Annotated in this window: 9 protein-coding genes and 2 pseudogenes; all 11 read right to left on the reverse strand. The window is 43.3% G+C overall.

Translation table 11 applies throughout. From position 1 onward, the window contains the following. Positions 1–33: 33 nt before the first annotated feature. A pseudogene (locus AC1ECB_RS10250) lies at positions 34–794 on the reverse strand (carbon-nitrogen hydrolase family protein). Positions 795–962: 168 nt separating this feature from the next. Continuing rightward, positions 963–1,394, reverse strand: coding sequence for a TonB family protein (locus tag AC1ECB_RS10255; protein WP_485668602.1), 432 nt, complete (start codon positions 1,392–1,394; stop codon positions 963–965). A gap of 91 nt (positions 1,395–1,485) precedes the next feature. Then, positions 1,486–1,713: pseudogene (locus tag AC1ECB_RS10260) on the reverse strand (efflux RND transporter permease subunit); the annotation flags it as partial. Positions 1,714–1,958: 245 nt separating this feature from the next. Continuing rightward, a complete protein-coding gene (locus AC1ECB_RS10265) occupies positions 1,959–2,327 on the reverse strand; it encodes a hypothetical protein (RefSeq protein WP_485668603.1) in 369 nt (122 codons plus the stop codon). 256 nt (positions 2,328–2,583) lie between these two features. Then, on the reverse strand, positions 2,584–3,294 hold the full coding sequence (locus AC1ECB_RS10270) for an energy-coupling factor transporter transmembrane component T family protein (RefSeq protein ID WP_485668604.1): 711 nt from the start codon (positions 3,292–3,294) through the stop codon (positions 2,584–2,586). Continuing rightward, positions 3,284–4,774, reverse strand: a complete 1,491-nt coding sequence (locus tag AC1ECB_RS10275; RefSeq protein ID WP_485668605.1) for an ABC transporter ATP-binding protein — start codon at positions 4,772–4,774, stop codon at positions 3,284–3,286. The genes AC1ECB_RS10270 and AC1ECB_RS10275 overlap by 11 nt, the downstream gene beginning before the upstream one ends. Further along, positions 4,771–5,352: an MptD family putative ECF transporter S component gene (locus tag AC1ECB_RS10280; RefSeq protein WP_485668606.1), complete on the reverse strand. Its 582-nt coding sequence runs from the start codon at positions 5,350–5,352 to the stop codon at positions 4,771–4,773. The genes AC1ECB_RS10275 and AC1ECB_RS10280 overlap by 4 nt, the downstream gene beginning before the upstream one ends. Positions 5,353–5,447: 95 nt before the next feature. Continuing rightward, positions 5,448–7,412, reverse strand: coding sequence for a TonB-dependent receptor plug domain-containing protein (locus tag AC1ECB_RS10285; RefSeq protein WP_485668607.1), 1,965 nt, complete (start codon positions 7,410–7,412; stop codon positions 5,448–5,450). 375 nt (positions 7,413–7,787) lie between these two features. Then, positions 7,788–8,777, reverse strand: coding sequence for a helix-turn-helix transcriptional regulator (locus AC1ECB_RS10290; protein WP_485668608.1), 990 nt, complete (start codon positions 8,775–8,777; stop codon positions 7,788–7,790). Positions 8,778–9,657: 880 nt separating this feature from the next. Beyond that, positions 9,658–11,403 carry an ABC transporter ATP-binding protein gene (locus AC1ECB_RS10295; protein ID WP_485668609.1) on the reverse strand — a complete coding sequence of 582 codons (1,746 nt, stop codon included), beginning with the start codon at positions 11,401–11,403 and terminating at the stop codon, positions 9,658–9,660. Position 11,404: 1 nt separating this feature from the next. Continuing rightward, a complete protein-coding gene (locus AC1ECB_RS10300; protein WP_485668610.1) occupies positions 11,405–13,192 on the reverse strand; it encodes an ABC transporter ATP-binding protein in 1,788 nt (595 codons plus the stop codon). Positions 13,193–13,288 lie beyond the last annotated feature (96 nt).

Genomic DNA, 13,288 nt, shown 5'->3' on the forward strand with positions numbered 1-13,288 from the left:
TCCTAGGATAGAGTCAATAACCAAATGTTGAATTTATACAATAATAGTTGTAAACTCTGACGACAGGACTTGTGATTGGTCTTCATTCAATGAAAACAGCAGGACAGCTGGTTTAAGACTGCTGTAGGTCAACTTCGTTACACCGTTTTCTACCACAACACTTGCTGCATTCCGAAAATCCATCTGTCCGCTATTACCAGTCTGATTACAGACACACACTACTAGCCCAGTTGCAGCAGAACACCGCTCCCAACAGTCATCCGGATCACAAATTTCCGGCGGCCAGGCAGTTGGAACAAGAAGAATTTCGGCACTTTTGTCTTTTAGTATCTGAGCATTATTGAGATACCAAGAGTCAGCACAAATCAACACCCCTGCTATCAATTCCCGGCATAATATCGGCTCCAATGTATCGCCTTTTGTCGCCCAAGCTTCAGCCATAGTATGCAAATGCAATTTATGTTGACGGCCAACTATTTGTCCTGTTGGTCCGATCACCAAACAACAGTTATATAGTTTACCACTAATTACATCCTTTTCGGACAACACAAAAAGACCGTCAATTGATAAATTTTGGCCAAATGCATAATTCCCTGCAACGCCACAGATGGCTGCACCGGCACTGTCAATTCTGTATGCCGGTCATCAAAAGAGTCTCCCTGTACTGCCATCTCAGGTGTAACCACCCAGGTTGCGCCCTGCCGGGCAGCAACCTTTATAGCAGATTCAATTTTCCCAAGATTAATATCTTCCGGCCCCTCACTCAGTTCCAAATGCAATAAGGCTACCTTCATAATCGCTTTCCTCTCAAAAAGAATATATGCAAATTTCCTTATTTCTGCCTATTAGCATTTCTGTCCGCTAAAATCTCACGACTAGGCTGGACCAGGCCTGGGTACCAGCTGCCTGATCGGCGTTGGTCATTGCAGAAGGTGAAATGTGATATTTACTTATTATCCTTATTAGGGATCTGTAGTCTGCACTGTTTCATTGCTAACTTGTTCCTCCGGCAGGTATTTTTCCACATTAATATGCAACGGAAGAAGAATTGAGCAAGCTACCGCCTTATTATCACTGCTATAGGCCGGACTAAATACCGATTTCTGAATTGATTCTATTACGGCCTGATCAAAAGCCTCATCACCAGAACTTGTAATTATTTTTATATTGCTATCTATTGTTCCGGCTTCAGCTATTGTCGCCTTTACTTTGACCAATATTGTTTGTTCCGAATATTTTTCCCTCATTTCCGGTGAAAGTGAAATCGGCGCTAAAGTAATAATTTTAGGAGGAGTCATAGTAGAATTGTTACTCGCCATAGCCGGAACTGCTATCCCAATAACTAGTAATAAAATGGCGGCAATGATTAATCGCATTTTAGAGAAATACATCATGCAAAACACCCTCTCTTTTCTTTTTTTGATATCTTCGATATCAGGAATAAAATTCCTGCTCACTCCTGTCAAACATAGCTAAAATAAGTCACTACTCATGTTCTTTCCCAGCCTCAGCCAGGTTCAGGTCCGGTGCCGCTTTATACAAGACGGCGTACATCACCGGCAACACCAACAGTGTTAACACGGTGGCAGCGAAAAGTCCGCCGGCTATCGCTACCGCCATTGGTCCCCAGAAGACATTCGCCATGAGGGGCAGCATCCCCAGAATAGCTGCTGCCGCAGTAAGCATGATTGGCCGGAAGCGGGTGACAGCAGCCCCAGACTCCGGGAACATTACCTGTTTGCGTTAATGACGGCAATGACGCCCGGCTGATCGGCATGAAGCAGGCTATAATCCAGTTTGTTTGCTCCTTGTTCATATTGAGCCGCTGCTTGCTGGAGTGCCGCCAGGGCAACGTCATAAACACTTTGATACTGGTCAAGCTGAGCGCGGCTGATGGCAGCCAGAGCGTATAACTGCCAGTAACGGCTGAGATTGCTTTCCGCCAGTGTAAGCTGTGCCTAAGCAGCATTAAGCTGCGCCGAATTGCTGTTTACCGTTTGCCTAAGATCCTGGGGGTCAAGCTGCATGAGTATCTCACCCGCCTGTACGACAGAACCTAGTTCTACGTTGCGTTTGATGATCTTGCCGCCGACCTGGAAAGCCAGCTGGCTTTCATAACGGCCGTGCACTTCGCCCGGGTAAGTATATGAGAAAGATGTTTCCGCGGCGCTAACCGTTGCAGTACGAACTAAAGGAATTTTTGTATCAGGCGCTGGTGTTGCCCTGTGAGTTTCTTGCCACAGTACACTGCCGGCGATGCAAATGATAACGGCAGTTATCATCAAGCCATACCATTTCTTCCTTCCTATAAATCTTTTATATTGCAAAATTCATCTCCTCCTTAAAATGTTTCTTTCTCTGACTCCAAAACGAATTATTGATATGCCAAAAAGGATTTTCTGTTATTATTATTAAAGACATCCGCGCAACTCTTTTGCCGGAAGTGCGGAACGTTTCGAATAAAAACGCTATTTGTCCATCTTAAGACAAATAGCGTTTGAAAACCCTGTGTCAAGGCCGCAACCGTTATTGACAACAACAGCGTCAGGGTGCTTTTGGATAAAACCTGCAGTAGCTTCTGGTCTACATCATGATGCCATCTATCAGTAACATACCCGCACATACGGCGATACTTACCGCTATCAACAGATAATCCCGCCCAGAAATGGCAATTGTCTTATATGACGTTTTCGCATGAACCGATTGAATACCTCTGGTAATACAGGAGGCGGACAGCTCATCGGCAATACGGGCGCTGCGCATCAACAAGGGTACCAGCATGTATTCCAATTGCTTTCCCGGTTGGGTCAGAAGTCCTGTAAAACATATAGGGATGCCGCGTATACGCATTGCGTCTCTGATGGCGGAAAATTCCACCTGTAAAGTGGGAATAAATCGTAACGTCACAGCCAGCGGAATCACGATCCAGCCCGGTACACGCAGAGCTTCCAGGACTTTTATCAAGTCGGTCACTTCTGTAGTTCTATAGAACAGCCGTGCGCCCATGACCATTACGATAATCTTCCGGAATGCTTCCAACACCTGTGCCAGTACCTGCAAGGTCTCCTGCGGGCTGTCCCACAACAGTATGGCTCCCATGGACAACGCGACTGACATGCTAAAACTGCCCAGCGCAAAGATATCATCACGGATATACAACAAAAACAACGCAAAGAGTAAACAGGGACTGAGTGCCAAATATGGTGACTGTACGATAAAACCCGTACTGCCGATGCAAAGAATCAGCGTAAATTTTACCAGCGGATGATAGGAAAAATGAGTTTTATTCTCCATAGCCAGCCTCCGTAGCAAACATACTTGCATACAAGTCGCCGTCATGTAACATAGCAAAGTCTTGAGCAATAATACCATCCTTAATTTGGATAACACGTGTACAGGTCTGCTGCAAAAACTCGTAGTCATGGGATATGATACATATGATTTTTCCTCGTCCCGCCTGTACTTTCAATACGGAACTGACCATCTGCATATGTTCATAATCAAGACCGCTGGTGGGTTCATCCAAAAAGAGCATGCGGGCGTCCTGCACAAGCAATGCGGCAATAACAACACGTTGTTTCTGCCCCCCTGATAAAGAACCGGGGTGCCGCGCTGCCAGCGCCCGGAGTCCAAGGGTGGCAAGGGCTTCCTCCGCCCGTCCGGTCAGCCCTTCTCCAGCAGGACACCCCAGGATTACTTCTTCCGCCACGCTTTCCGCATATAGCTGATAATCCGCGTCTTGCATAACAAAGTATGATGTCTTCAACCGTTCTTTGGCGTCCGCAGGTCTTTCATTAAATAAAATGGACCCCGATTTTGGCTCCCGCAGCCCGCATAGTATTTTAGCCAGTGTGGTCTTACCCTTGCCGTTTGCGCCAATAATGCCAATAATATCGCCGCCGGTCGCGGAAAAAGTGACATTGTGCAACAGCGGAGCATCATGGGTATATCCGAAAGCCAGCCCGTCAACTTCCAGCCGCGCCGCCCCGACCACAGGCCTTGTAGGATGTGGGGCAGAGTCCTTAGGCAGAGATGTAAGGCACAACGCCCGGAGGCCACGACCCGCCAGATCGTCTGCCGTTAGTGCAGATATTGCCCTTTTGTCCGCTTCCCAGACGATACGGCCCTGTTCCAAATGCACAATCCGGTCGGCTACCTCCCGTAAATAATACAGCCGGTGCTCGGAAACAACGATGGTGTACCCCTGTTCTTTCAGTATGTTCAGCATTTTCCCCAGCAACAGAGTGGATGCACTGTCCAGATTGGCCGAAGGTTCATCTAGCACCAGTACCTTCGGTTGCAAAGCAAGGGCGGAAGCCACTGCAATTTTTTGCTTTTCTCCGCTGGAAAGAGTAAACACACTGCGATCTTTCAAATGCCGAATATCCAGAGCCGTTAACACTTCATCTATTCGCCGGTTAATTTCCTGTGGACAGACTCCGTAGTTTTCCAAACCAAAAGCCACTTCGCTAGTGGTATTTGTTGTAAAAAACTGCGATCTGGGATCCTGAAATACCGAGCCGCATACAGACTCTGTTTCCCATAACCATGAATTGGTAAGAGGTGTTCCGTTTAACGTAATCCGGCCGGAGAATTCACCGTTATAAAAAAACGGGACGAGTCCGTTAATGCAGCGGGTAAGTGTGGTCTTGCCCGAACCGCTTTTACCGGTTAAGATCATACAGGTTCCTGCCGCAACCTCCAGATTAATATCTTTGAGACTGTACGTATCCGTCCCGGAAAACCGGAAACTGACATTGGCGCACCGTATCATGAAATGATTCCCGCTTTAGCAAAGTGTTTTCTCAGCATTTTTGCCCCGACAGACCCGCCGATATATCCGGCCGCCAACAGCGCAATGGTCATGACAACAAACACCGTACCGGTCATACTATGGGCAAAACCCTGCTTGTGAGCCAGTGTGGTTCCCTGAAAAAGGGAGAGAAACCAATCGGTAAAGAAAAAAAAGAAGAAGATTTGACCGTAATATACACCTAGCACAAATAGTACATAAGCTATGATTATTCTGCGCTGGGATTTAAAATCGCCGCATATTCTGTCGGCCAACAAACCGGTGGCCGGGCCAAACAGCAGTGTCGCGTATAATCCCAAAAATACGGAAAAGACTATGCCCTGGAGAATACCCGATATGAAAAATACACCCCTCTTTTGCACTTTTGCCGCAAGAAGTAAAAACACAGCGCCGTTTGCCAGTGACGCTAACGGCTGCGCCCCAAAAAAATGTATCGGCGGAACCGGCATAGTTATAACACCAATGACAAGATACAGTACAATCCCCACGGCGTTAAAAATGCCAATACTAATTAGATCCCTTATCATTAAACCTTTCATTCATAACAGCCTCCAACTTCCACCCATTCCTGATTCCTGAAATTGCAGAGTTATAGAGGGAGTTGTTCAGCCCCCCTCTATATAATTTTTTTATTTTACAAGCGTTGTTCCACTCCAAAGTAGAAATAACGCGATGGCATGGGAAATGCTCCCGGATAACCCGTTTTCTTCAGTTGATCATATACTCCTTTCATTTCATAGTCCTCGTTCGTAAGGTTATAGACTTTAAAATACGCACGGCGATTAGGATTAAAGTGATAGTTGACCGCCAAATCCACTACCCAATATGAACTGGCGGTAAAGGTTTCCAGGCTGCGTCCGGTGGCGCCATGCAGTGTAAGTACAGAATCCCATTTATCATGGTTGTATTGGGCGCTCAGCCGGTAACCGTTGGGTTGGGTATTCTCAAAATCATTAGCATAATCGGAGTCCCCCTGTCCTTTATTTTCGATCTTGACATAAGCATAACCGGCCGAGATACTCCAGCAATCGGACAACTGCCGGGCCAGATTGATGTCCAATCCCTGCCGTTTTTGGTTACTGATATTATTAAATTTGCTGACGCCGTTCTCGAAATATTTACCGATGGCGTCAGCAAGACGGCTGCTAAAAACACTAGCCTGTAAATTAGTACCATCATTCAATTTGGTATTCATGCCTAGGGTAATGATATCTCCTGTTTCTGGTTGCAAATTCGGATTACCCATAGGCATGCCGACATTATAAAGCTGATCGATAGTCGGCACTTTGAAAACTTGCCCCCAGGAAGCAAAAACATTGGTATTCCGGTTGATTTCCTTATTGGCCGTAAGCCGGATCGTGTTTTCGCCGCCAAAGATGTTGTGATCATCATGGCGCATACCTGCAGTCAGAGTCCAAGCACCGGGTATCCGCCAGCGATTTTCTAAAAATAAGGCTGTATTGGTTAATTTCCTGCCATACACACCGCTGTTGGGAAGATCTATCTTTGTGTCCCGCCAATCGACGCCTCCCACCAGCGTATAATTGTCCGTGATCTTCCAGGTTTCTTGCCATTCTCCGCCGGTAGTCCGGCTGCGTACTGCATGCTTATCTTCGAATAAACCGTATGCTTCATAACCTTCCATGTAATTGTAAATGTCATAATCGGAGGAATTATGATAAATCTTGAAGGAACTATCATTTCCTGTCTTGTTTTTCCAATGGTACGTCAAGTCTGCGGTGGTATCATGATACACTTGATGACTAGTAGGAAAATGCCACGGATATCCTGGCGCCGACATACCATAGCCTATCTTGCTGTTAACATCTTCCAAAGTCAGTGTAAGTGAGCGATCCCCACTCAATTCTTTATCCAACCGTACACTGACCAAATCCTGATCTACAGCGCTGTTGGGCATGCGCTTTACATCGCCTGTTTTAGCATCTTTATATTCGAAATCATCTTGTTGTTTGTGTTCGGCAGTAATCCGGTAGCCGAATCCATCCACCTTGTTTTCGGTTGTAAAATTGTTGCGGCGCAGTCCCCAAGTGCCAAATTCTGTGGAAAGTACAGTATTCGCTTCCCCTGTTTTGCGAGTGATAATATTGATAACGCCCCCGGCAGCATCACTGCCATACAGCGAAGAAGCCGGACCTCGGACAATTTCAATGCGTTCGATATCTTTTACGCTCGGCAGTTCATTCAGGTTGATCCCGGTCTTGCCATGCCCGACAAGATAGTCTTTGTTGACCCTTCGTCCGTCAACCATCACCAACACCCGGTCATCACCATTAATAAATACCGAACTTACGGTTGAGCCGGCGGAACCGGAATCGTGAATACCAACATTGGCTCTATTCAAAATTTCCAGGACACGGGTATAGCCCCCCTTGGTAATGTCATCATCGGTAATCACGGTTACACTGGCGGCTGTCTCCGACTTTTTCACCGGCATGCGGCTGGCAGTCACCACATACTCGTCGAGGCTGAATTCTTCGCCAGCCACCTCATCAGCCTTCTCTGCTTCCACCACCGGCAGATGCAGCAGCATTAGTCCCCCCAGGATTGCCCCGGCAATTTTTTTCTTTCCTTTCACCATCCATAATCATCCCTTCAAGTTTCCAGTTGATAAAGAATATCATTATCACTGATTATAACTGTGTAATATTTTCCAGTCAATAAATTAAACTGCGAAAATACTTTACACGAAACAAAGAATACTTTTCCCAAAAACTTCTTTGAATAAAAACAAGGACATCTTTAGCTCTCGGAAACGCACGCCAATGATCCGGGAGCGTTTTCTTTTTACAAAATAAAATAGCCTAAGTCCCTGTCAAGGTACAGAAGATTTAAGCTATATCGGTAGTAATATGTGATTTGTTCCCTGCAGGCAACTTGGCAAAAAAACTCGACTTTAGCTGACAGGGCAGGTGGCTGAAAACATAATTGGATGCTGAATCAGCCAAACTTTCCTTCATGCTTGATTGCGATACTGCTTTGGCGTTATTCCATATTTGTTTTTGAAAACAGTTGCAAAGCTGCTGCTTCTGCCATAACCAATCTGCGCGGCAATATCTTGCATGCTTATATCCGTGTTTTTCAGCAATAATTTTGCCTTTTCCATTCTTATATCCCGTAAATAACCGTACACGGTATTAGAAAAAAGAACTTTAAATCCTACTTTTAGTTTGTAAGTATTTAAGCAAAGTTGTTTAGATAGCGCTTGTATAGAGGGAGGATGAACCATTTTTTCAGCAAGTTCCTGTTTGGCCAGATGCAAGCGATTGATATCATTCCTGGTTAATTTGATAGGCAGCCTTTGCATAGCTTGCATTAGTGAAGCACGGGATATATATGTTGTCAACAATTCTATTACTACCGACTGAAAAAAAAATTTACGTATTACAGAATTTTCATAAGGGCAGGTAAATATTTTTTCCATCAATGTTTTAATTTCAACGTCTGTTCCTATTGGATTTAAGCACGAGCGGTTAATTTCCCGAAAATAGTTCACCTTGTCGTAGATATCGGAAGTATCTTCTTCCAGTAAATGAATAAACTCTGCAGTGATATTCATGGCAATATAGCTTATTTTTTCATTTTTAGGATAGTTTACCCAGCCTTCTAAATTTTCAGATACATTTATAAAATATTCACCGGATTTTACACGATATAACTGCTTTTTAATAGAATCAAAAATATCAAAATATCCGGATTTAATTAATATAATTTCAATAAATTTATTTTCAATGTTAAAAGTATAGTTGAATTCTCGTTTAAGGAACATGTTTACCACAGAAATATCTAACCCATTTTTATAAGCATATCTGTTGATCCAACCATCACCGTAATTTTTAAAAATTTCGAACGCATAGAAATCATCAGTATTTTTGTTAATAAAGCCAATTTTATTGAGCAGATCATAATAATCATCAGGCTTGGCAATATTTAACTCAAATTTCATAAATTCATCCCTTTCTTTATGAATGCATACCCTAATAAGTCTTTTTGCTAATAATTACCTTTTTATCATTATAATAACATATAATGATAATCATTTTCAATACGACGTTTTTTTTCGTCATACCAATAGAAACTTTAGTCTTATTTATTTTTGTAATAATTATCCGCTTATTGTTGAGAAAAGTATTCTTTTTTTTTAGTAAAGTATTTTCACAAGCACGTTCATTGACTAAAAAATATTGCAGACTATAATCAAAAGCGAAAAATGATATTAGTTTTAATACTATTGCGAGAGGTGTTAATATATGTGTGGTTATGTGGAATTATACATGGGAATATGAAATGCTTGGATTGGAATAATTGTATTATTCTTGACACAAGTGTTGCTTCACATTAATAACCGGAAGGTCTCACAACGCCTGAACGATATGACGTGGTATTCAGCAAAAGATAGATATGCTGTCCGTTTTAGCATAGGGTTTTTGTTAGCAATTAGTATTCTTTTTATATGGGTTCCTTTAAAAATTGGAACAGTATGGTTTACTATTGGAATTGGGATATATGCTTTTGGATATCTATGCAATTTTATGAAGATTGTTATCATATACGTAAAAAAGTATTTTAGGAACAGGGACCTATCTGTTCCTAAAATACTTTTGTTTTCCTCTGCCGTTCTCCGCCGGACAGCCTGTTTCCGTTTTCCCTCACGACAGTATCATAGCCGGTCGAGGATGCTAATAAAACCGTGCGCTGTACAGGCTGCCGTCACTTCGTCATCAGTAGCTGATGCGTGAAATTTCAAGGTATTTACAATTCGTAACGTCCTTCCCATAAATTCTTGAGAAATACCTATTATTTAGCAGCCAGTTGCTTAAAAATTTTCAAATGCTCCAGCCTTCCGCTGTTTTTCGTATTGCTATGAACCGCTTATAAACGCCTTCCTGTTTCATGAGCTCCTCATGAGTTCCTCGCTGCGCAATGCGGCCATCATCGACCACAAGGATCTGATCTGCATTCCGGATGGTGGCCAAACGGTGGGCAATGATAATCATCGTTTTACCATGCACCAAAGCACTGATCGCTGTTTGAATTGTATGCTCGTTTTCCGGGTCCACGCTGGCGGTTGCCTCATCCAGAATAACAATCGGCGCATTTTTCAGCATTGCCCTTGCGATCGAGATACGCTGTTTTTCACCGCCGGAAAGAGTAGAACCACCGTCGCCAATTACTGTTTGATATCCGTTAGGAAGACTGATAATAAAGTCGTGACAGCAGGCTTTTTTTGCTGTCTCCACAATTTCTTCAAAGGTGGCTTCCGGTTTTCCAAACCGAATATTATTCAGTACTGTATCATGAAACAAATATACCTTTTGAAATACCATGCTGATATTTTTAAGAAGACTGTCACAAGTCATAGCTTTTACATCGACGCCGCCTACAGAGATACTGCCTTTATCAACATCATAGAATCTGGCAATCAAACTGCATATTGTCGATTTGCCGCTGCCTGAGGGGCCAATGATTGCTGTAGTCGTATTCTCCGGGATGCTGAACGATACATTCTTTAACACATCCCGCTGGTCATAGGCAAAAGTGACATCCTGAAACTGAATATCATAGGCAGATAACTTTATCTCATTGCTGTATTGATCAATAAACTTTGCCTGTTCAATGCCCTCTAATTTATCCAGGGTGGCATCAATTAGTTCCAATACATGGGCGGCGTTATTTATTGTTTCAATATGACCAAAGATGACAAAAGAGAATATCACCATCATGAGCATGGTCGGGATATCCATCACTCCATTTACAGCCAATATTGCCGAGGTAAGAACAATTCCTGTAGATGCCGCCTTAAGGGCCAACAAATGGAGGCAATTATAAGGAACATAATTCTTTTCAATTTTTATATTAATGTTCTTACTCATCTGATAAGCCTTGCGAATTCCCTCCTGGGAAACTCCAGCCTGCTTAAACGCTTTAACTACCGGCATTCCTCTGATATACTCAATTGTAGCTGCAATCATGCTATCCTGTGCCTTTTGATGCACCGGTGCATTTTCTTTGCTCTTATTTCCCAACAATGCTAAGAACAAGACAGACAGCAGTATCCCGGCCACCGCAATCAGAGCAACCCAGATATTATAAAAAGCCAGACAAAATACCATTGTTACTGCGCTGATATATCCATTTACGACAACATCAATCATCTTCATCCCAAACATCTCAATATATGATAAATCTGTTGTTACAGCCGAGGCAATCTCTCCGGCATTCTGCTTACTAAAGAAGCCTAAAGAAACCCGTTTTAAGCTGGCGCCAATTGCCATTCTTTGTTCTGCTGCCACTTCATAGCCAATACTTTCCTGCGAGGCGGCACGCAGATAAGCAAACAGAAACCTGCCTGCTACAGTAAAGATCATAAACCCTAACATATAGAATACCCAGTCTATTGTCAGCGAGATGCTGCCGTTCATATCTGCGATGATGAGATTCAGTCCATATGCAGTTCCCATAATCGGCATCGCTGCAAACATAATATGAAAGAAGGAATATACAAAGCCGCCGTACAAGCGTTTTTTCCGCTGCCCGGACCACTCAATAATGCGTTTTATTGATCTGAACATATCACTTTACAGCTCCTTTCTCATTGTTAGCTGCCCAGTTCTTTGCACCGATATGAGCCTCCCACATGTCTCGATATAGTTCGCAGCCCTTAAGCAGCTTTTCATGTGTACCGGTCTTGGCAATACGCCCTTTTTCCATAACGACAATTTGGTCTGCCTTTTTAATTGTTGACAGCCTGTGCGCAATAACCAATAAGGTTTTATCTTTAGTAAGAGCGGCAATGGATTTTTGTAGTTTATCTTCATTTTCCGGGTCGGTAAAAGCGGTTGCTTCATCCAGGATAACAATTGGCGCATTTTTTAAGATGGCTCTGGCGATGGCAATTCGTTGCTTTTCTCCACCTGATAAATTTCCGCCTGCTTCTCCGGCATTGGTATCATACCCGTTATCTAAATTACGGATAAATTCATCGCAACAAGCTGCTCTCGCTGCTGCTATTACTGCTTCATCAGAAGCTTTGGGATTACCAAGGCGGATATTTTCCCTAAGCGAGCAGTTAAACAGGAAATTGTCCTGAGTTACGAAACTTACCGTGTCGGCAAGTTGGGTCAGTGGCAGTTTTTTTATATTAATACCGCCTATTTTGATTTCTCCGCTCCCGACATCCCAAAAACGCGCAATCAGCCTTGCAACTGTTGATTTTCCCCCTCCGGAAGGGCCAACCAACGCTGTAAAGGTCCCGTGTGCGAGCTTTAAATTAACGGCCTGGAGCACGTTGTTTTCCATACACGCAGGGGAATTTTTATCTGGATCATAAGAAAAGGATACATTATGAAGCGCAATATCATACTGATTAAGCTCTGCTGGTTCATTCGCATTGTCAAGTTCCTGTAGGTTTAAAAACTCGGCTGCATCCTTCACTGCGTATTCTATGGCTTTTGCATCATTCACAAATACCGTGAAGCTGGTTAACGGCGCTACTATTCCTAACGACAATATCAAACACATTGTAAGCTCTGCCGGACTTAAGGAGCCATTCAGATACAGATACATTCCGAGAGGCATTGTACCAAGCAAGGTTGACGGCAAAACCGCTCCACCAAAATTCATAAGTTTCCAGGTACTTCTAAACCAATTGAAGGTATACGTTTTAAAAGATTCTACTGCTTTTTCAAATTTTTCATATGACGAGGTGGATTGGTTAAATGCCTTGATGACTTCAATGCCCTCTACATATTCTACAATTACGCTGTTTACATAGCTGTTGGACTCCATATAATCAGCATACTGTTTATTAAAGGTTTTCATCATAATTGCATATGCACCGGCTGCGACCGGCACCGTAACCATTGCTGCAAGTGCCATGCGCCAATCGATCATCAAAAAATAAGCAAATACGCCTATGGGCAGAAGCAGGTTGGAAATACCTTCCGGAATCAGATGGGCCAGCGGAAGCTCAATGGTTTCCACCCGGTCTATAATCACATTTTTCAGCTTTCCTACTGTCTGATTGAGCACAGTGCCAAGCGGCGCTTTCATTAATCGGTCAGCAATCTTGATCCGCATATTCTCTAATATACTATATGCGGAAAAATGCGCTAACATAGTAGATATGGCATAAAATACCAGCTTTACGATATGCCCGGCAAGACATATTGCCGCCCAGAATAAGATGCTGGTTACCGTCTGCTTTCCATCAAAAAATAAGATGATGATTTGATACACACCAACATAGGGCACGATTCCGCCCGCGACACTGATAATGGCGCATATTACCGAAAAAATCATCTTCAGTTTACACTCTGTGGCAAAGGACAACACTATTCGCAGCCAATTATTTTCTTTCATCTGTAATTTTTCCTTTCATAGATTTTGCGGTATCTGCGCTGCGCTTTCAACAAGAAATGCTATTTGCCATCTGCAGGCAAATAGCATTTTCTTGTT

The sequence above is a fragment of the Sporomusa sp. 246TCP1 genome (assembly GCF_057319775.1).